At 56.3% G+C, this 17,729-nt stretch carries 19 protein-coding genes; 6 read left to right on the top strand and 13 right to left on the bottom strand.

The genetic code is table 11. The features are described from left to right. Nucleotides 1-933: 933 nt before the first annotated feature. Nucleotides 934-1,539 (top strand): type IV toxin-antitoxin system AbiEi family antitoxin domain-containing protein, encoded by a 606-nt coding sequence (locus ACFPO9_RS25020; protein ID WP_379776441.1) that lies wholly within the window; start codon nucleotides 934-936, stop codon nucleotides 1,537-1,539. Next, nucleotides 1,536-2,378: a nucleotidyl transferase AbiEii/AbiGii toxin family protein gene (locus ACFPO9_RS25015; protein WP_379776439.1), complete on the top strand. Its 843-nt coding sequence runs from the start codon at nucleotides 1,536-1,538 to the stop codon at nucleotides 2,376-2,378. Before ACFPO9_RS25020 ends, ACFPO9_RS25015 begins: the two co-directional genes overlap by 4 nt. 101 nt (nucleotides 2,379-2,479) lie before the next feature. Here ACFPO9_RS25015 and ACFPO9_RS25010 read toward each other — a convergent pair whose 3' ends face one another. After that, the gene (locus ACFPO9_RS25010) at nucleotides 2,480-2,734 is read right to left on the bottom strand and encodes a helix-turn-helix transcriptional regulator (RefSeq protein ID WP_379776436.1); all 255 of its coding nucleotides are present in this window, start codon (nucleotides 2,732-2,734) and stop codon (nucleotides 2,480-2,482) included. 600 nt (nucleotides 2,735-3,334) lie between these two features. On the opposite strand from ACFPO9_RS25010, the gene ACFPO9_RS25005 reads away from it, so the two are divergent. Continuing rightward, nucleotides 3,335-4,027 (top strand): HNH endonuclease, encoded by a 693-nt coding sequence (locus ACFPO9_RS25005; protein WP_379776433.1) that lies wholly within the window; start codon nucleotides 3,335-3,337, stop codon nucleotides 4,025-4,027. Further along, on the top strand, nucleotides 4,024-4,665 hold the full coding sequence (locus ACFPO9_RS25000; protein ID WP_379776430.1) for a hypothetical protein: 642 nt from the start codon (nucleotides 4,024-4,026) through the stop codon (nucleotides 4,663-4,665). Before ACFPO9_RS25005 ends, ACFPO9_RS25000 begins: the two co-directional genes overlap by 4 nt. 558 nt (nucleotides 4,666-5,223) lie before the next feature. Here ACFPO9_RS25000 and ACFPO9_RS24995 read toward each other — a convergent pair. Continuing rightward, the gene (locus ACFPO9_RS24995) at nucleotides 5,224-6,216 is read right to left on the bottom strand and encodes a hypothetical protein (RefSeq protein WP_379776427.1); all 993 of its coding nucleotides are present in this window, start codon (nucleotides 6,214-6,216) and stop codon (nucleotides 5,224-5,226) included. Nucleotides 6,217-6,516: 300 nt separating this feature from the next. Here ACFPO9_RS24995 and ACFPO9_RS24990 point away from each other — a divergent pair, with 300 nt between their 5' ends. Continuing rightward, the gene (locus tag ACFPO9_RS24990) at nucleotides 6,517-7,416 is read left to right on the top strand and encodes a hypothetical protein (RefSeq protein ID WP_379776424.1); all 900 of its coding nucleotides are present in this window, start codon (nucleotides 6,517-6,519) and stop codon (nucleotides 7,414-7,416) included. A gap of 499 nt (nucleotides 7,417-7,915) precedes the next feature. On the opposite strand, the gene ACFPO9_RS24985 is transcribed toward ACFPO9_RS24990, so the two are convergent. Continuing rightward, entirely contained in the window at nucleotides 7,916-9,142 is a 1,227-nt protein-coding gene (locus tag ACFPO9_RS24985) for a tyrosine-type recombinase/integrase (RefSeq protein WP_379776422.1), read from the bottom strand. 342 nt (nucleotides 9,143-9,484) lie between these two features. Between ACFPO9_RS24985 and ACFPO9_RS24980 the strand changes: the two genes are divergently transcribed. After that, nucleotides 9,485-9,781, top strand: a complete 297-nt coding sequence (locus tag ACFPO9_RS24980; protein WP_379776419.1) for a DUF6388 family protein — start codon at nucleotides 9,485-9,487, stop codon at nucleotides 9,779-9,781. Nucleotides 9,782-9,795: 14 nt separating this feature from the next. Here the strand turns inward: ACFPO9_RS24980 and ACFPO9_RS24975 are convergent, their stop codons facing one another. The 10 genes from ACFPO9_RS24975 to ACFPO9_RS24930 form a co-directional block, all read right to left on the bottom strand. After that, nucleotides 9,796-10,599: an IS5 family transposase gene (locus tag ACFPO9_RS24975; RefSeq protein ID WP_379776417.1), complete on the bottom strand. Its 804-nt coding sequence runs from the start codon at nucleotides 10,597-10,599 to the stop codon at nucleotides 9,796-9,798. Nucleotides 10,600-11,491: 892 nt separating this feature from the next. Next, nucleotides 11,492-11,764, bottom strand: a complete 273-nt coding sequence (locus ACFPO9_RS24970; RefSeq protein WP_379776415.1) for a hypothetical protein — start codon at nucleotides 11,762-11,764, stop codon at nucleotides 11,492-11,494. After that, nucleotides 11,757-12,062: a hypothetical protein gene (locus ACFPO9_RS24965; protein ID WP_379776412.1), complete on the bottom strand. Its 306-nt coding sequence runs from the start codon at nucleotides 12,060-12,062 to the stop codon at nucleotides 11,757-11,759. The genes ACFPO9_RS24970 and ACFPO9_RS24965 overlap by 8 nt, the downstream gene beginning before the upstream one ends. Before the next feature lie 15 nt (nucleotides 12,063-12,077). Beyond that, the gene (locus ACFPO9_RS24960; protein WP_379776409.1) at nucleotides 12,078-12,392 is read right to left on the bottom strand and encodes a hypothetical protein; all 315 of its coding nucleotides are present in this window, start codon (nucleotides 12,390-12,392) and stop codon (nucleotides 12,078-12,080) included. Beyond that, nucleotides 12,385-14,040, bottom strand: coding sequence for a 3'-5' exonuclease (locus ACFPO9_RS24955; protein ID WP_379776406.1), 1,656 nt, complete (start codon nucleotides 14,038-14,040; stop codon nucleotides 12,385-12,387). The genes ACFPO9_RS24960 and ACFPO9_RS24955 overlap by 8 nt, the downstream gene beginning before the upstream one ends. After that, the gene (locus tag ACFPO9_RS24950; RefSeq protein ID WP_379776404.1) at nucleotides 14,033-14,302 is read right to left on the bottom strand and encodes a hypothetical protein; all 270 of its coding nucleotides are present in this window, start codon (nucleotides 14,300-14,302) and stop codon (nucleotides 14,033-14,035) included. Before ACFPO9_RS24950 ends, ACFPO9_RS24955 begins: the two co-directional genes overlap by 8 nt. Continuing rightward, nucleotides 14,299-15,045 (bottom strand): primase-helicase family protein, encoded by a 747-nt coding sequence (locus ACFPO9_RS24945; protein WP_379776401.1) that lies wholly within the window; start codon nucleotides 15,043-15,045, stop codon nucleotides 14,299-14,301. Before ACFPO9_RS24945 ends, ACFPO9_RS24950 begins: the two co-directional genes overlap by 4 nt. Continuing rightward, nucleotides 15,042-15,311: a hypothetical protein gene (locus ACFPO9_RS24940; protein ID WP_379776398.1), complete on the bottom strand. Its 270-nt coding sequence runs from the start codon at nucleotides 15,309-15,311 to the stop codon at nucleotides 15,042-15,044. The genes ACFPO9_RS24945 and ACFPO9_RS24940 overlap by 4 nt, the downstream gene beginning before the upstream one ends. Next, nucleotides 15,311-17,239 carry a ParB/RepB/Spo0J family partition protein gene (locus ACFPO9_RS24935; RefSeq protein ID WP_379776395.1) on the bottom strand — a complete coding sequence of 643 codons (1,929 nt, stop codon included), beginning with the start codon at nucleotides 17,237-17,239 and terminating at the stop codon, nucleotides 15,311-15,313. The genes ACFPO9_RS24940 and ACFPO9_RS24935 overlap by 1 nt, the downstream gene beginning before the upstream one ends. Beyond that, entirely contained in the window at nucleotides 17,236-17,607 is a 372-nt protein-coding gene (locus ACFPO9_RS24930) for a hypothetical protein (protein ID WP_379776393.1), read from the bottom strand. Before ACFPO9_RS24930 ends, ACFPO9_RS24935 begins: the two co-directional genes overlap by 4 nt. Nucleotides 17,608-17,729 lie beyond the last annotated feature (122 nt).

Genomic DNA, 17,729 nt, shown 5'->3' with positions numbered 1-17,729 from the left:
CTTCGTCATACTCGCCCTAAGCGCTCAGATCGCTCAGGCCCATGAGGGACCCTCGGAAGCAGACCTACCTTTCTCGGACCGAGCCTTCGATTGCAAGCCTTACTTAGTCTCGGAGCTTAACTCGATGTCGCAACTTGAGTTGGGCGGCGCGTACTGCAGCTATCGGGTCAGTTTAAGACTAGAGGCGAAGCGGGAGGTCGAGTACAAGGTTGGGTATGCAACGCATCCTGAGAATTTCGAGGAAGCGCTGAAATTTGCTCGTCACAGGCAACAGCAATGCAGCCGAGAGATAAAAAAGACAATCGTCGTTCTCTTTCGAAGATTTCCCGGTCCCGTACCCGAGTGTTCAGTGATGTGGAAAACAATATCGAACGCCGCTATCCAAGATGGCCAATATTGACCGTTTAATAGTATTTTTTGAGTTGGTTCGGCGGCACTACGTGGCATAACAAAAAACCCGTGTCCTCTATGAGGAGAACGGGTTTCGGCATTCGATAACACAAGGTGATACAAGCTGTTGGTGCCTCCGGCCGGAATCGACGAGTCCGCTAGAACCAGTATCGCTGCTGGGTTTTCTTGGCAAGCTCATCTGTGACATGGATACATTCATGGATACACAGCCGTTCAGGGTATGGGTGCGGTTTTCGTTTGCGGAAGCTCGTGGCACAGGTTTGACCCGCGCTGGCCGTTCAGGTTCGCTTTGTTCGATATGACGGGATGGCTGGCATTACGGCTGATTGGACCAAAAATTTCGTCATGACGAAATCTAGCGCGTGGCGTGGCACCTGGATTAGAAGGATAAATTTCGTCGCGACGAAATCCCGAGCGTTCGTCATGACGAACTCCTGACCAGAATGCATGACGCCGGTGCAGATTCGGAACAAAACATCGGCAAATATGGATAATTGCCTAGATTTTGTATAGACTGGTGCAATGAACCACCAAGCCGACATCATTCTTGAGCTGGCGCGATCCAAGGGCGTGCTGCGTACACGGGACGTGGACAGCGCTGGCGCATCGCGGGCGCTGCTCGCGGCGTTGACCGACGAAGGCAAGCTGCTTAAGCTTGGCCGCGGCTTGTATTCTTTGCCTGATCGCGCAGCATCCACCTACGACAGCTTCGCCGAAGTGGCCGCGCGCAGTGAAAATGGGGTGCTATGCCTGCTGTCGGCGCTGCGCTTCCACGACCTGACCACGCAGCAGTCATCCGACGTGTGGCTCGCCATCCCGCACAAGGCCCACGCGCCGCGCTTCGACTATCCGCCGTTGCGTATCGTCCGCATGTCCGGGTTGTCGATGACCGAAGGCGTCGAGACGGTCGATGTCACTGGCACGCAGGTGCGCGTGTTTAGCGTAGCGAAGACGGTTGCCGACTGCTTCAAGTACCGAAACAAGATCGGTCTCGATGTCGCCCTCGAAGCGCTGCGCGAAGCCTGGAACGACAAGCGCGCGACGATGGATGAATTGTGGCGCTACGCCGAGATCTGCAGGGTGGCGAATGTCATGCGTCCGTACCTGGAAGCGGTAGGGGCAGCATGAAAGCGACGAATCGCGCCGCATCCATCCGCGCACGCCTGCTGAACCGAGCACGCGCGGAGAGGGCAGATTTCAACCTGATGCTGACGAGGTATTCGCTCGAGCGCCTGCTGTACCGATTGAGCGTGTCGCCGTGGGCCGACCAGTTCCTGTTGAAGGGGGCGCTGCTCTTCGACCTGTGGTTCGACCAGCCGCATCGTCCAACCCGGGACATCGACCTCCTCGGGTTTGGTCCCTCGGATATCGAGCACTTGATCGAGGTCTTCCAGCAGGTCTGCATGATGCCGTCCGATGATGGCATCCTCTTCGATCACGCAAGCGTGCGGGCAGCGCCGATTCGCAAAGAGGCGAATTACGAGGGCGTGCGCGTCACTCTGGTCGGGACTCTGGATAATGCACGCTGCTCGGTGCAGATCGATGTGGGCTATGGCGATGCCGTCACACCGACGCCGGAACTCGTGCAGTTTCCGGCTCTTCTGGACGATGTCGCGGCACCTTCGTTGCGCGCTTATCCCGTGTACACCGTGATCGCCGAGAAGTATGAAGCGATCGTCAGCCTCGGTATGGCGAATACGCGGATGAAGGACTACTTCGATCTGTGGTTTCTTGCGACCTATGCCGAGATCGATGCCGCCGTCCTAAGCCAAGCTGTCCAGGCGACGTTCGCGCGCCGACGTTCCGAAGTGCCTGCAGTTGTCCCGATGGGGTTGAGCGGCACTTTTGTGGCGAGTCCGATCAAGCAGCAGCAGTGGCGCGCGTTTCTCTCCAAAAGCAAGCTTGAGGCGCCGGGCCTGAATGAAGTGATAGTGAAGCTGCGACGTTTGCTTGCACTTGATGAGTGAGATCGGCCTAGCCTGCAGTCGCTAAGCCGCTGGTGGCACATACGATAGCGCTTGCCTTGCCCGTCGTGCACCGCGTCCGTTTGTGGTCGATAACTCGTGTCTCAAGGCCTTGAGTCATGTCGGCGGGCGCGAATGCAATCGACTGCCCACTGTTCCACTTCGCTTTTGATCCAGGCGGACGACCTACCGCTGAGCTTCACCGGTTTCGGGAAGTCCCCTTTCTTAATTGCGTCGTAGACGCTACTCCGCGACTTGCCGCAGATGGCGAGCACCTCCTTCAGTCTGAGGAACCGAACGTCCGCACGATTGCTCGACGCACGGCGTTCAACCGCAACATTGACCGTTTGCTGATCCATGTACGCCTCCATAGTGAGCGTGAAAAGAAGCATCGCAGCTGTGTGGCCGTATCGCGCAGGTGTTGCCGCATTGCCGGGAAGGAGATTTCACGGCTCAGTTAGCTCGGCTGCGATGCAGATAGCAGTGTGCCGTCGGTAGCGAGCCCAGCATTGCGCTGGCACTTATGCAAGCGTCATTAGGATCGGTTCTACGTGTTGAAAGCAGAGTTTTTGGGTTTGGTTTTGGAGGCAGGATAGACTGTCGTCTTAAAAGGTTAATCTCTTCGAGATCAACCTTTTGGTCCTCCTCCCTTCGGGACTGCGGCAACATGGCGTTCGAGCCGAGCCAGTCCTTTTACTTTCTGCGAGGGAAATACGATCATGTGCCAAGCCGTCAAATGCATTCAAGAAGGCTGAAACGGACGTATTCTAGCGTCGCTTCTGACTCGAAACGGACATTGACACAAAACGAAACCCGACTGTAAGGTGCGACGCAAGAGGTGATTTGTACTCGGGGGCGATGCGCCCAACCTTGATAGATGGGTTAGGCCCCGATCAGCAGGACAGCTCGATGTACCTAATAACCTATTATTATTTGTACCGAATACCAAATTTACAATTATGGCCGAGCGAAAACATATTTCTACAGAGACGAAGCTGCGTCTATTTTCAGAAGCTGCGGGGCATTGCCAACGCCCCGACTGCCTCCAATCCCTGTTTCCTGCGGAAATGGGCGGAGACAAGCATATAGCCGAAATGGCTCATGTAGTACCACATGGACAAGCCGGGCCACGTCACGAGGAAAGGCCCGCCGGAGAGTTTGAGGTTGACTCATTTGAAAACCTTATCTTGTTGTGCCCTAAATGCCATACTATTGTAGATAAGAATCCGGGCGGATATGCTCGGAGCACCTTATTAGAATGGAAGAGCAATCATCTTGCGGCGTTAGCGCACAAGCAAGGGATTTTCTCTTATGACGAGCGCGCCAAAGTGAGAGTGGCCATCGCGGCCGCTATGGCGGAAAACAAAGCGGTTTGGAACGAACTCGCTCCTTCGGACGGGGCGAACTTCGAGTACGATCCTGAATCTGAAAAGGCCAAGACGTGGTCGCAAAGAATGCGAAGCGTCATATTGCCCAACCATTTTCGTATCCAAGCCATCATGAAGGCGAACCTACATCACATGACGGAACAAGAACGGGAGACGTTCGCCCGTTATCAAGAACATGTTCGTGGTCTTTCAGAACGCCACGTTTGCGGTGTTGTCGGCAGCGCAATTCGCTATCCCATAGAAATGGATCGGGTCTTCGCATGAGTTGGCAGGTTAACTATGCACTTTTAAATGTTCGAAAAGCTCGGGGAGTTATATCGGCAGAGCACGTTCACGGTGAGGCTATCAAGATCACCGTCTATGATAAACCTGACGTACTTGCGGTAATATCAAATGCCTATACAATTACCGCCGAATTGGCAACGCAGTACCACCAAGAATATCCTGATATGGATTTCCTGTGCGGGTATCGAAAAGAATGTGTCTGGGAAGGTGGGGCGATTAGATACTTAGAAGACAACACTATAGGCTGGGGAAGTGCTGGCACACTTTCCTCTGCTATTTCGGTAGGCAACGCAAACACTGCTGCGCATAAAGAGTATGTCTTTTCTTATCGGCTCATCCGACAGTTGCGCTGCATTACGAATGTTGTCAGGGAGTTTGATCGCGTCCTTAATGTAAGTTTGTCAAGTGGACGCACTCTAAGGATAGGCATGATTCTGGAGTATGAGCCGACAGCCGACGCAGTTCGCACGCTCTGGTACAGATGCGGCCCAGTCGATATCGCGTGGAACATAAATCCTAGCGGAAATCCCACTCAGAATGCGATCGAGGCAGGTCGCCAACTTGGATGTAAGGTGGTGAAATGGGAGGACCTGAAGACGCTCTTGCAAAGCAGTTGATGACGGCAGGAGAGGTAGCTTACTACCTTCTTCAAACATGTGGGTCGCTCGCAGAGTTCGAATCTTTCATGTTTGGATCGTCACTATCTGCGGTTGGCAGTGATTATGATATCTTGATCGTTGGCCCATCTGGCGTACCTTTAACTCGTCTGAAGTCGGAATTGAGGGTTGCAGCAAACGAGCTGCCGCTCGATGTTTTGTATATGCTGCCGACGGAGGCTGAGGAGACAGAATTTGTCATGAAAGAAGGATGCATAAATCTCTGGCAGCTGGCAGTTTCAACAAGGCGCTGATTTTCATAAGTACATATTTCTGCACGTATGGCCTACCTCGTTTCTCTAAAACAGTTATTTTCGCATGGGACCTATTTCTCGCGGCGTATTGATATTATAGGCTGCTATCACGAATCAGATCGAAACATACCATCTAGGTAGGTCAACTTAAGGCAGAGCTGTCGTTATGCAAGTGCGCGAGCGACCTATTCCTTAGGTAACGATGCTCTTGTAGATACACTGATCGCTTTAAAACAGGTGAGTAGCCTTTCTGTACAGATCATATCTAAAATATCGGGCCAGAGTGATCTGAGGCATCGGAACCGAATGCGACGTTCATGATATTGAAAAAACTTCGCCGAGTTGAAACATCGTGCAGGTCGTAACTTGCAATATGATGGGCTCCCACGCTTCGGGAACCAGATCTCAACCTAGCATTTATTGATTCAGTGTTGATCTCAACTGTAAGTGCACCAAAGTCAATATCGTAGACTTCTTCGAGAATTTTTTGGGTGGGATGAGGGAATCGGTTTTTATACTTATCGTTGTAAGGTGGCTGAAAATATTTAATGAGCCCTGCTTCGATCAAGGAAATTTGCAGATCTTCAGTTATTTTTTCTTCCTGACGCCGCAGAGCACTTACTACATCCCTGTCGTCTTCTAATTTCAGAGACTTGTCTCGCCCATCGAACGTCATTATCGTTTGAGGCGCTTCATATTGTACGAGAGCCAAAAGCACTTCGGACTCTGGAGAATCATGGCTCAGATCAGCTAAAACTTGTTGCAGTGTAGAGTGGCTCTGTAAACGATCCCTAGCCGAACGCTTGCCGTCGGCATACGACATGCCAACGTATTGAACCTCAAAGTCCCGTACAGATGGCTCTTCTACGTAATTGCACATCATCGAAATAAGATGTGCTGGTGCTCTAAGAGAAATCTCGCCATCGCGAATGAGAAGAAGGTCAGAATGGGGATATTCACTGATCTTGACTTCATCAGCATTCGGTTTTCCGTTAAGGCGAAACTCAAATTGGTGAGGAACGCCTTTGGATGTATATTGCATTTTGCCGACGGTTTCACGCTCACCAATGACGATTGATCCTGGTACGTAGCAGAGCCTTGGCCGAGTCAATATTAAATAAATGTGGCAGTCTTCTGCTAACTCGGCCTCATCAGGTGATTGTTGCCCGACCTTTTTTATATCTTTTGCATGAACAAGAATTATTCCGGCAGAGTAAAAACCTAATGCAAGTTCAGTAATATGTTTTCGGTTTGCCATCTTTATGTGCAGGATTTGGTTTTTAATTTATTGCCCAGTGCTAAAATTAAAGTGTGAAATCTATCTGGGGGAACTTAATATTATGGATTTCTATCACTAGACCGGTGCAGCATATTTATGCAAGTCGGCCTTTGATGACCTGTTCAGCTAGCGAGATTAGGAATAATACTATTCAATTGAGACTATGTACATTGTTATCAGCGCGACGGTTCTGTCTGAGGCGCCACGCATGGCTTCCGTGCTGGCATTAGCCTTAGCCGATGCTGTAGAATTCGTAAAACATTCTCACGGAACATAATGATGGATGAGGAAACTGTTTTAGCCTTGCATGACGTCACGAATAGTAATGCCGTGATGAAAGATATTTTGCAAACCATCAATATTTTTAATGGCACGTCTCGCAAAGACAAAGTGCAAACAACTTGGTTCTCGCTTTGTACCTCTGGGCCGGCAGCTGCATCGTTCTTCAAAGGAACGAGAGATAGCATCTTCCATCGTTTGACAGCGTGCGACAGCGCAGCTAGTGCATATGTAGAACTAAGCGAACAAGGTGAAGTCGAAGTCATCAAACCGTCGCTTGTACTAAGTGTTCGTGGGCAAGCGGCTTCCTTGCGTAGCGTGTTACCTGCCTTAAGGCATTTACCACCTCCGGCAAATACCCAGGAGTTTTGCGCAGGGCTTGATTCATTAGGTCAGTGGACAACGCTGGTCACTGCGCCAACCAATCGCTCCGGCGATCCAGCGATACGTACCTTAACACTCGCACTCGCGGAAAAATTCGCGGGTGCATTTGTTGAAATTCCAGTTGAATTTATTCATCACTTAGTAGCACTCAGCCGGCCAGCAAGGAGCCTGAGTGCCACACGACGAGTTCTTACATCAAAGGTAACTGATTACATTAACCAGGAAAGCGAAAAGCTTCGTAAAAACGAATACGTGGCGCAAAGTACAGCGCACCTCGCTATTCAAACCGCGTCCGCCAATCATCGAAGGCCGTACGCTCTCTGCGAAGCTGATCAGCAGACAATTGCATCGCTAGAGGATCAAATTGCACGAATAAAGCGAGGCAGACGACGATTCTATAGTGATGCTGCGCGGCTCCGTGCGATACAGGATATCTTGAACTCGTTTGACGATCCAAACTTGGTCAATGATTTTGCCCAACTTGCCCGGATCGCTCTTCAAGAGCATGAAACTTGAACAACATTAGCGCAAAATTCCCGATAAGTCGAAATTTGCGCTAGGGCGCAAATTGCCTGATAGAGCGGATTGAGCGCGCCCACGTTTGGTCGTCTCGTGCGTTCGCTTACGCTACTTCCTGGCTCTATACAGAACAGGAAGGTAGATGAAAGATCTGGACGAGGTCTCAAGCATCTCTTGCGATAAAAATTCCTCAATACGGCTTAAGCCGCGCTCGACCAAGACGGGATCTTTACGAACCATTTTGCTTTGGGTGACAAAGCGAACAACTATCTGGGCGTACACTCGCGGATATATCTCATTCAACACAACCGAGAGCCTGTTTTCCTGGTTCGACTTGCGGAATATTTAACAACCACGTTTTTGAAAGGAAGAACAGCGATACACCAGACCTCGCGTAAGGTTCAGCGGTAAGGTCTGCTCGTGACCGATAGCGCACTTCAGCTCCGTGTACGAGGTTATTGCCACGGGAACAAGTACGAGCGTTTTTAAGTCACTCTTAGTTGTCAAGAACTCCTGAGTCGCCCTGTTTAATAGCATCAAGATAGTCCGCCCAGCGTTGCATCATCAATCGGCGTGCAGGTAAGTGCGCTGTACGGTTGTAAGCACGTCCGTTTGGGTCCTTAACAGTATGCGCAAGCTGATGCTCAATCAAATCCACCCGCTCGCCCAGCACTTCGTCCATGATCGTGCGCGCCATCGCGCGGAACCCGTGGCCGGTCATCACGTCCTTGCCGTATCCCATACCACGCAAAGCTGCATTGACCGTGTTCTCGCTCATGCAGCGTGTGCTGGTGCGGACGCTTGGGAACACGAACTTGCCATGTCCTGTCATCGCATGAAGCTCACGCAGTAGCGTGACGGCCTGCGTCGCTAGCGGCACAATGTGATCCTGCCCCATCTTCATCTTGGCGCCAGGGATGCGCCATTCGGCCGCATCAAGGTCGATCTCGGACCATTCGGCAGTGCGCAGCTCTCCAGGGCGAACAAACACCAGCGGCGCAAGCTTAAGCGCGAAAGTGGCGTAGGCATGCCCGCTGTAAGCGTCGATCGCGCGCAGAAGTTTGGCAGCTTGTGTCGGCTCGGTGATCGCAGGGTAGTGCGTTTCCGGGACCGCTGACAGCGCGCCGCGCAGGTCGACGGTGACGTCACTGTCGGCAAGTCCGCTGGCGACCGCAAATCGGAATACCTGACCGCATAGCTGCTTGATCTTGTGCGCCGATTCGATCGCTCCCCGCGCCTCGATCCGTCGAAGCGCGGAAAGCACGTCCTTGGGTTTGATGGTGGAGATGGGTAGGGAGCCGATGACCGGGAAGATGTTCCCTTCAAGCCAAGCGGTATTCTTCTCCTGCGTGCTGATGGCGCGGCTTGCCCTAGTCTTGGCGAGCCATGCGCGGGCGACCGCTTCAAAGGTATGTTGCGCCGCCGTCGCATGGGCCTCCTTTTCTTCGCGTTTGGCCCTGCCGGGGTCAATGCCTTGATCCAGCAGCCTGCGAGCTGCCAGCCGCCTGGTGCGCGCTTCGGCGAGCGACACGACGGGATACTTACCAAAGGTCAGTCGGTTTTTCCTGCCGTTCGGCTGTCTATAGGCCATGCGCCAGAATTTTGTCCCGTTCGGCATGACCTCAAGGTACATGCCTTCACCGTCACCCAGGGTGTAGGTTTTCTCCCTGGGCTTGGCGTTGCGGATAGCGGTGTCCGTCAGCGGTGTGCAGATCTTGGGCATTTTGGATCCATGACGTGAAGCGTTTTTTCTCCATAAGCGAAAATATGGATCCAAAAACGCGGGCTGGTAATGGACGAGCTCAAACGTCGGCGCACAAAAAAACCGCGTCCCCAGAGGGAGAAACGCGGTTTCATGGACTTCGCTGGACTACTACGGATGAGTAGGTGGTGCCTCCGGCCGGAATCCAAAACCTTTATAAATCAAATGGTTGCAAATGGTGTGGGTAATTCGTGCGTACTGCTGTTGAGATATCAAAAAATTGCCGTAAGCAGACTTTACGCAAACTGCCAAGCCCAATGCTTGGAAGGTTATACTGCTGCGATTCTACTGTCGAGTTTACACATGCCGAAATTAACAGATGCGCAACTGGCCAAAGTTACTAGCATCGTCGTTGCGGAAGACCCTATGTTGGCTATAAGGCTGGCCACCATTACTCAAGCCGATGCGGACATCTTGGGGAGCACTGTTGAGGAGCTGCAGAAGGTCGCGACCTTTGCTGCGCTCGATAAGCACGCGCGGTCGCATGGGCAGGACCCCACGGATTTGCTCTTCATCCTGGCTGCTGAGGATGCCGAGGAATTGGCAAGACTGCGTGAAGAGCATCGGCCCGAATCAATGAAGGCCCTGGGCCTAGAATAATAGATTAAGTACGCCTAACAAAACCTCTCGACATACCGCCAACAGATGAGCGAGCAGGCAAGCGACAGGAATGCCTGATGGATGTCTGCTCGCCGCTCGTACCGGATGCGCAATCTGCGGAAGCGGTGTAGCCAACCCAAGGTTCGCTCGACGACCCAACGCCACCGTCCAAGCCTTTCGCGCGACTCTTTACCGTAGCGCGCGCTACGAGCGGCGATGCCCCGACTGCGCAGCCAAGCCCGATGGGCTCTCGAAGCGTACGCTCGGTCAGCATGCAACTTACCTGGACGTTTGCGCGCACGGCCAGCCAGCCCTTTCACTGCCGGGATTGACTCTACCAACGGGATGAGGAAACGCGAGTCATGTACTTGGGCGCCCGAGATCTGAGCCACCAGTGGAAGCCCACGCTCATCGACCAGCAAATGGTGTTTGCTTCCGAGTTTGCCGCGATCGGTTGGGTTACGGCCTGTGTGCTCGCCCCCGGCAGGTGCCGGTACGCTCGCAGCGTCAACGCAAGCTCGATCCCACATGATCTGGTCGTGCTCTCGGAGCCGTCGAAGAATCGCCTCGTGGACGCGCTGCCAAACTCCGGCTCGCATCCATTCGTGAAGGCGACGCCAGCATGTCATGCCACTGCCGCAGCCGAGTTCGCGCGGCAGGTTCTCCCACGGTATTCCGGTCTTGAGGACAAACAGAATTCCCGTCATAGCCGCGCGATCATCAATACGTGGCCGTCCGCCTTTTGGCGATCGGTGATGGCTTGGCAGATGGGCTTCTATAAGCGACCACAGGTCTTCGGGAAGAAGTGCTCGGGCCATGGCATCAGTCCGTCTAAGAACACGGACGCCATGTTAGTGCCCGGACTGAGGCCGTGTACGTCCGCTAACGACCCGAAGCGGACGTTCAAATTTTAGGGACGCTTACCCATAAGTTGCCCACCATTCCTCGTTGTAGTGACCCGAGAAGTTGACGTACAAGGAGGGCGGCGTTCTTGTAAGGTCAAAATAAAGCTCAGTCGCCTGCGACCCCGCAGCAATCAATCGTTGAACATCGGCTTCCGAACAGGGCCATACGAAAGCGTCTTTCTCTTGGGGCCGAATATCTCCTCGCACAGCAAAGAGCAATGCAGGATGGCGGCTTGAAACCGAGGCGAGATTATGAATCGGGACGCATGACTTTCCAGAGCTAAATTCTGCTCGTAAGCGATTTCCCAATGCTGCTATTGCCGCTGTATCTCCGGCGATAAGCAAAACGTCGTCATTTCGAAAGTTGAAGAGCCCAAGGTGGAGCATCGACGATACCCAATATTTGCAAGAGGATTGGCGTTACAACTCAGCCTGCGACAGTCCGCTTCTGGCCGATTGCGGACGGTCGCCACGGCTCAGTGTACCCGCCCGTTGCCTGCAGAGCAACGAGAGGGTTTTGTTAGGCGTTCTAAGACAGGGAATAACATGGCACCCCCGAGGCAAACTTTAGCTGACCGCGAGCGGCGTCTAAATGACTGCCGGTGTCCGATTCATGGAACTGGCATGGTGCAGGTCGGGCTTCAGGGGGCGCTATTTTTGGCTGCGTGTCCACGTAAGGATTGCGACGTGCAAGGGACGTCAGAGTTAGCACCAGGACCCGTAACATTGCTGCAAGAGTTTCGACACCTTCTAACATAAGAAAAGCCACCCCGCGGTGGCTTTTTCGATTCCGGTTGCGGGAACCTCAGTGCTTGTCCTGGTACTTCATCATCCACGCCCATACCTCCTTCGCACGGTACCGAGCATGCCCTCTGCCGCCACTGGTGGTCGGCAGGCGAATCGCCTTTGGGAAGTCCGGCTGGGGCGCCAGGCGCTCGCGGACCTGTGCCTCGCTGAGCTTCATGCAGGCTGCGATCGTGGCGATGTCCCACATCTCGTAGTCGAACGGGATCTGCGGCCGGATGCGGTCAGCCACGGCTGCAGCCAAGCGGTTGATCAAATCGGTTTCGTCAGCCATGGGTTTGTTCCTTTCTCTTTCTCTTTCCTGACCGCTTCCTCAGCAGCCTGTCGCGGACGATGCGGTCCAGCGCATCGCCAAGCGTCATGTCCTTAAACTGAATAAATTTTGCGAGGGCCTGCTCGACTTCTTGCGACACCACTGCCGGTGGAAGCAGCGCCTTGCCCACCGTCTTCAGTTTTTCCCGCCGGCGCGCCTGCCGATCGGCGTCGGACAGGGCCTTGCCGGTCGAAGGCCTTCCCCGCTTTCGCGGGGTGTTCTCCGGCTTCACTGCATCGTCTATGGTCTGCATGGTCATTAATCCCGCAAGGAATTAGCGTGAGAAATCACGATATTTCGATGCCGCTTCCAGCGCGGTTATGTCTCCGCGCAGATCAGCCAGCTCCCGATCCATGCAACGAATGCACAGGTAGTAGCTTCCCCAGTAGTCGCCATCGACCAGTGCCTTCTCATGGCGCGCCAGGTCGCCGGGCGCAGTGCTGTGCCCGTCGCCGTTCTGGCCGAAGTAGCAGGCGTGCGGCTTGCGCGTCTTGACAAGCTTGACCGTGCGGCAGGTGATGTTGGCCTCTTCACCGGTGAAGAGGTCCAGCTCGAGGTAATCCTGCTTGCTGTACGCCAGATCAGCCATGCTGAACTCCATCGTCGGCAGCAGCGCGGTCCAGCGCGGCACGAATCGCCTGCTCGTCCATAGCTACAGGCTGCAGAGGATTGCTGGCGGACTGCCCTGCTGCCCCCTTGGCGGTAGGGTGCGGCGGTAGTGGTAGCCAACGTGATGGTTGCTCGTGGCTATCCATGTGACTTTCCCATGCTTGATCGACAACATTCCACCACATCACGCATGGCCTTTTATACCCTTCCCAGTAACCGATTATGTAGGCGTCTTTCGGCGCAGTGCTGATGGGCTGCCAAGCGGCCTCAAATCGCGCCCGCTCATCTACCGCTAAAGGTTGCGGAGCCAGCGCGGCAAGCTTTGCAACCAAGCGCCGGATGTTCGGGACGTTGGTGCCGCGCACCTGAATCTCGGGGAACCCGTACTTGCTCATTTCCGTGTCGATGCCGAGCGAGTGCAGCGCGTCCACGATCTGCTTGTCCGTCAGCCACGGCGCAATGGTCGTTTTCTCATGCTCACTGGCGGAAACGGGCTCGGGCCACGGCGGCAGAACTGGCTGCACTTGCTTATCCGATGCCGCCACTACAGCAGCGGTGGGCGGCTGGGTGGCGACGCAGCCTTCCAGTCCGCCGTCCTCGTCGGCAGCTTCAAAAGCATTCTCGATGAAGTCGCGCAGCTTATTCGGCTTCACCAGCATGTAGTCCGGGTATTCGTCGGGGCTGGTTAGGTCCGGTTGCTCAGCGACGGCCAGGACGATATGTTCTGCGAAGTCCTGGCGCGTCCAGATGGGCCGCTCGTCCCCCGCATGATCGTCAGCGATCCGCGCCTTCGAGAATCCTGCGATGACCTGGCGAAGCTGCTCCACCTCGTCCAGCAGGCATTCGTTGTCGGCCTTCAGCCTGCTGTCCAGGGTTGCGTTGAGCACACGCATCGCCTTCACTGCGGCCTCGGCCTGCGCATGTGCATCATCCAGCGCATTGTGGTACGTGCCCTTGCTCCGGTCGACCTTCACGCCGGCCAGCTCGAACAGCGTGCGCGTGTCGCGCACATTCCAGAACTGCCACGGAGGGACCATGCCGCAGGCTTTATAGGCGGCATCCAGCAGCGGGATGTCGAAGTTCGCCCCTTGGCACCAAGGCCGCTTCGCGCGCTGCGCGACGAACCAGTTCGAGAAGTCGAGCAGCATCTGGGGCAGCGGTGCGGCATCAGGATGGAAGGCTGCAGCGCGAGCCTGGTCGCTCTGGTTCATCCACCAGGTGATTGTTTTCGGGTCGATGATCAGGCCGACGTGGGTGCAGGACTGCAGCAGTATCGGCGCGTAGAAGCTTGCCCCCAGGCCGGCCGGCCCGAACATGACGGCGCCGATGCTCAGGATTGCCGATCCGGGCGTGGTGCCGGCCGTCTCGGTGTCGATCATGACGTCATCCAGGCCTGGACGAGAACCGAGCCAACCTTCTCCTTCGAGCCATGCGTCACCATAGGCATCGCCATGAGTCGTCTCGTCGGTGAGCGGGAAAACGCCACCGCCAACTTCTTCACCGTTGTCTAGCAGCTTCAGCTGCCAGCCGCCACCGACGTGCTCTGCGCGCGATGTGATCGTGTACGTGAAACGGCCTTCCCCAGCCGTATGGCTACCTTCGCCTTTGACTTGTTGGATGTCAGGCATGGTGCGTCTCCTCTGTCGCTTGCTGGGGTGTGGTCATGATTTCGATGAGCGAACTGTCGATGCCGTCCGGCTTGCCGGTCAGGTACACCAGCATCGTGATATCGCAGCCGGACACGTTGCTCGTCAGGCCTTGGATGTAATGCTTCAGGCCGTTGTGCAGCACCGGGCGGCAGCAGTGCATGGACTTCAGCAGCAGGGCCTGGTGTTTGAAGGTGCTCGGGTTCAGCGGCTGGTCCTGGTTCGCGGCGATGGGCCCTGTCATGCTGCCCTCCGATCGTTCCACAGCACTGGCGGCGGCAGCGTGTTCTCGTTGAAGTCGCCCATGTCCAGGCCGTTCATCAGGTAGTCGCGGAAGGCGTCGATGCCGCCGTTCGCCATCTCGTGGTGGATGGCCTCATAGAAGGCCCGCGGCCGCGCGGGCGGAACCTCGACCACGACGAAGCGGCGGTTGCCGGTGTCCATAGGCAGGAAGTCGTCGCGCGACGAGATGTAGATGAAATTCAGACGGTTGGCCACCGTCCTTGGCGCCTGGCCCCTGATGTCGAGCATGACCTGGCTGCCGGTAACCATGGCCTTCAGGCGCTCGATGTGGCGGCGTGCATATTCGCCGTCGACCACGACCAGGTTGGCGCCGGCCACCCAGGGATTGAACTTGCTGTACAGGTCACTCGGGCGGATGCGTGCCGCGTTGCTGCCGTACAGCTGGGCCACCACTCGGGAGAAAAACAGCGTCTTGCCGGAGGCCTCGCCGCCATTGAAGATCAGCGCCGTCGCCATCTTGGCGCCCGGGTTGCGAAGCGGGTAGGCCAGCCAGCGCAAGACCCACAGGCGCACGTCCTCGTCCATGTCGCACAGGTGCGCGAGCAGGGTCAAAATATTGCCGCAATGGGCCGGGCGGGCGCCGACCGGCAGCGGTGCGGTCGGCTGCAGCAGCGCTGGAATGCGGGCCAGCAGGGCGCGCAAGGCAGCAAAGCGGGTGCGGAGGAGTTGGGTGATCGTCTTCATGCTGGTTCTTTCGTGGTGAGCGGTTTGTAATTGGTGATGTCTTGCCAGTCGAGGCGTTGTTTCAGCCAGGGAGCCGCGCCATTCGCCAGCTCCACCAGGGCACTGGCGTTTTCCTGCAGGTCCCTGTCGATCGCGTCGACGTGCTGGTCGGCGAGTTGCTTTGTCCGGCCGGGCGCACTCCAGAAGACAAGGCTCTTCGAAAGCGCCTTGCGATCATTCAAGAGCGCCCTGGCGATCGCGCTGATGGTCGTTTCGCTCAGCGTCATCACGCCGCCTGCGAGGTGCTGAACATGCTGTTTGAGGTAGGGACGGGCCGCGTGCCGGCAGGTTTAGCCTGGCCGTTTGGAGGCGCGGTGCTAACCTTCAGGGCGTCCAGCGATTTTCCGTTTTGGACCCATTCGCTGACCCACTTCGGCTGGCGTCCCCGTCCGGTCCAAGCCTGCGCCGGGTCGTTCGGATTGCGATAGCGGACGGTGGCCGAACCAATGCCAGCATCAGGCTGTTCTGCCGCTGCCGTCGCTTCTGGCACCGGGGTGAAGATATCGGCGCGCACGGCTTCGACGTCGATGCCTTCATGGCGAGCCATGGCGACAACAGGTGCAAACTCGGCATCCTGATCAGCGTCGCCGACGTTGTACCAGTGGAGCTCGAGCCTGTGGCCGAGAATCAGGTCAATGAGGAGAACCTGCAGAGCATGGGCGTCTGCGGTATCAATAAACGTATCAAGGTCGGTCTTGACATCGCATTCGTAGAGGTCGTGCAGGCATGCATTGAGGTCGTACTCATCGGAGGCTGCCTTGATGAACTCGCGCAAGGACGAGAGGCCGAGGGCACCTGTGCTCGCACGTTGGCGCAACTGCTTGTACAGCGCGAGCCTGTATGCGCGTTCTTTGTCGGCAACGGCGTGCGCGGCCTGGTGCTTTGCCTCGCGCTCTTCTTTGGCGATCTGATCCTTCGTCTTCGGAGGCGCAAGGCTCGGGTCTGCCTCGATCGCGAACATGCGCTCGGCGTGGCCCTCGACGGTTTCGCAAGCGCCGACGGCCTCGAGGGCGCGTTGCACGTCGGTGCGGCGATAGTAAGCAGCGAGATGGCCGTCGCCCTTCTTGACGTATGCAGCGACGGGCGGCAGTGTCTCGCTGTTCAGGTGGTCACAGACATAGCCGGCGTTCTTCGTCGATGGGGCGTTACGTTCAAAATAGCTCAGGTGTACATCGGCATGGACGAGCTCGGAATTGCGATCCCATGCCTTGCTTGCCATCGCGTGGGCTTCGGATGCCTCGTGGACCGGTATACCCTTCTTGTTCGCAGCGGTGATCGTGGCGTTGTAGTGCGCTGCCTTCTTCTCGGCAAAGCAATCGGGATCAGTGCAGACGTCTGGATTGACTCCCTCGAATACCTCGGGCTGGTTGCCGGCGCGCTTCGGACACTTCGTGCAGGCGCCAGCAGCGGCCAGCAGCTTTGCATCGGTTAGCGAAAACACGGCGGTGTCCAAGTCCAGCATGTATCGCTGCTGGACGTGAGTCACCGCCTGGCGATACGACATCGGCTCGCTGCTGTAGGGCGGGTTGAGAATCTCCTGCGCTGCTTTCGCCTGGAGCTGCCAGGAAGGGATGCGCGCGACCAAGAGCGCCGTCGACGCCGACAGTTTGTTGTCCAGGAAGAGCTCGCGAACTTCGAGGCCAAGCGCACACAGCTTCAGACGGCCGTAGATGTAAGACCGGCTCCTGTTGACTTCATAGGCCACCTGGTCGGCGGTGAAACCGTGCTGCAGCATGAGCAGCTGGTAACCCTCGGCCTCTTCCATCGGGTGCGGGTCCTCGCGCTGCAGGTTCTCGAGGATGCGGATCTTCGCCGCGTCCAGGTCGCTGAGCTTGCGGCACAGGGCCGGGATGTGGGTTTTGCCGGCGATCTTTGACGCGCGGAAGCGGCGCTCGCCGGCAACGATCTCGAATTCCTGCGGGGCGTCTTCCGTCGGCGTCACCGGGCGGATCAGGATGGCCTGTGCAACGCCCATGGTCTTGATGCTCTCGGCCAGCTCCTGCAGCGCCTGTTCGTTGAAGCGCTTGCGGTTGTCGGGTGAGGCGCGCAGTTTCGCGATTTCGAAGTGGCCGTAGTGGCCATCATCAAAGGTGTGTTGTACCTGCGCGTCGACGATGGCCAGGTCGTGCGCGGAAAGCGGCGGCGGAAGAGTCATGCGTGCTCCAGGCTGGATGGGTGAGATTTCCGGGCAGGGCCGGACTTGGCTGAATCAGGGGTGTAGAAGCTGACGTCGAACTCGACGCGAGGCATGCGGATGTGGACCATCCAGGCGGTGAATCCGCGCTTTGGCTGATGGGGCGCACGGATGGGGTCGGCGACTTGGTAACCGCGGTTGCGCATCAGCTGCAGGACATGCGGCAGGTGCATGCGAACGCCATCCTCCGAGACCTCGGCAGGCGTGCAGACGTGTGCACTGCAGAAGCGGTTGAGGGTAGCGCGGTTGCGCGCATGCTCGAGCGCCTGGTGAAGCTCGCCGTTACCAAGTGCTGCGGTCCGGGTACGGGCGGTGAATTGTCGGCTCATAACGGCAGGACCGTGATGCCGAAGACCGCGTCACCTTGGTTCGCTGCAGCGGCCGCATATACTGAGGCCGCCGAGCGGGCGATGGCGTAGAAGCGATGCACTTGACCGGGCATCTGTACGGT

The sequence above is a fragment of the Massilia aerilata genome (assembly GCF_042656905.1).
GTDB lineage: Bacteria > Pseudomonadota > Gammaproteobacteria > Burkholderiales > Burkholderiaceae_D > Telluria > Telluria aerilata.
Note: the sequence above shows the minus strand (reverse complement) of the source record. Positions and strands in the feature narration are given on the sequence as shown.

What these genes read in the sequence shown, in the direction of transcription:
- ACFPO9_RS24945 (WP_379776401.1), bottom strand. Translation starts at nt 15,045, where the DNA reads ATGAAGACGATCACCCAACTCCTCCGCACCCGCTTTGCTGCCTTGCGC.
- ACFPO9_RS24960 (WP_379776409.1), bottom strand. Translation starts at nt 12,392, where the DNA reads ATGGCTGATCTGGCGTACAGCAAGCAGGATTACCTCGAGCTGGACCTC.
- ACFPO9_RS25010 (WP_379776436.1), bottom strand. Translation starts at nt 2,734, where the DNA reads ATGGATCAGCAAACGGTCAATGTTGCGGTTGAACGCCGTGCGTCGAGC.
- ACFPO9_RS24970 (WP_379776415.1), bottom strand. Translation starts at nt 11,764, where the DNA reads ATGGCTGACGAAACCGATTTGATCAACCGCTTGGCTGCAGCCGTGGCT.
- ACFPO9_RS25005 (WP_379776433.1), top strand. Translation starts at nt 3,335, where the DNA reads ATGGCCGAGCGAAAACATATTTCTACAGAGACGAAGCTGCGTCTATTT.
- ACFPO9_RS24930 (WP_379776393.1), bottom strand. Translation starts at nt 17,607, where the DNA reads ATGAGCCGACAATTCACCGCCCGTACCCGGACCGCAGCACTTGGTAAC.
- ACFPO9_RS25015 (WP_379776439.1), top strand. Translation starts at nt 1,536, where the DNA reads ATGAAAGCGACGAATCGCGCCGCATCCATCCGCGCACGCCTGCTGAAC.
- ACFPO9_RS24965 (WP_379776412.1), bottom strand. Translation starts at nt 12,062, where the DNA reads ATGACCATGCAGACCATAGACGATGCAGTGAAGCCGGAGAACACCCCG.
- ACFPO9_RS24975 (WP_379776417.1), bottom strand. Translation starts at nt 10,599, where the DNA reads ATGGCCCGAGCACTTCTTCCCGAAGACCTGTGGTCGCTTATAGAAGCC.
- ACFPO9_RS24940 (WP_379776398.1), bottom strand. Translation starts at nt 15,311, where the DNA reads ATGACGCTGAGCGAAACGACCATCAGCGCGATCGCCAGGGCGCTCTTG.
- ACFPO9_RS24980 (WP_379776419.1), top strand. Translation starts at nt 9,485, where the DNA reads ATGCCGAAATTAACAGATGCGCAACTGGCCAAAGTTACTAGCATCGTC.
- ACFPO9_RS24995 (WP_379776427.1), bottom strand. Translation starts at nt 6,216, where the DNA reads ATGGCAAACCGAAAACATATTACTGAACTTGCATTAGGTTTTTACTCT.
- ACFPO9_RS24935 (WP_379776395.1), bottom strand. Translation starts at nt 17,239, where the DNA reads ATGACTCTTCCGCCGCCGCTTTCCGCGCACGACCTGGCCATCGTCGAC.
- ACFPO9_RS25020 (WP_379776441.1), top strand. Translation starts at nt 934, where the DNA reads ATGAACCACCAAGCCGACATCATTCTTGAGCTGGCGCGATCCAAGGGC.
- ACFPO9_RS24985 (WP_379776422.1), bottom strand. Translation starts at nt 9,142, where the DNA reads ATGCCCAAGATCTGCACACCGCTGACGGACACCGCTATCCGCAACGCC.
- ACFPO9_RS24990 (WP_379776424.1), top strand. Translation starts at nt 6,517, where the DNA reads ATGGATGAGGAAACTGTTTTAGCCTTGCATGACGTCACGAATAGTAAT.
- ACFPO9_RS25000 (WP_379776430.1), top strand. Translation starts at nt 4,024, where the DNA reads ATGAGTTGGCAGGTTAACTATGCACTTTTAAATGTTCGAAAAGCTCGG.
- ACFPO9_RS24955 (WP_379776406.1), bottom strand. Translation starts at nt 14,040, where the DNA reads ATGCCTGACATCCAACAAGTCAAAGGCGAAGGTAGCCATACGGCTGGG.
- ACFPO9_RS24950 (WP_379776404.1), bottom strand. Translation starts at nt 14,302, where the DNA reads ATGACAGGGCCCATCGCCGCGAACCAGGACCAGCCGCTGAACCCGAGC.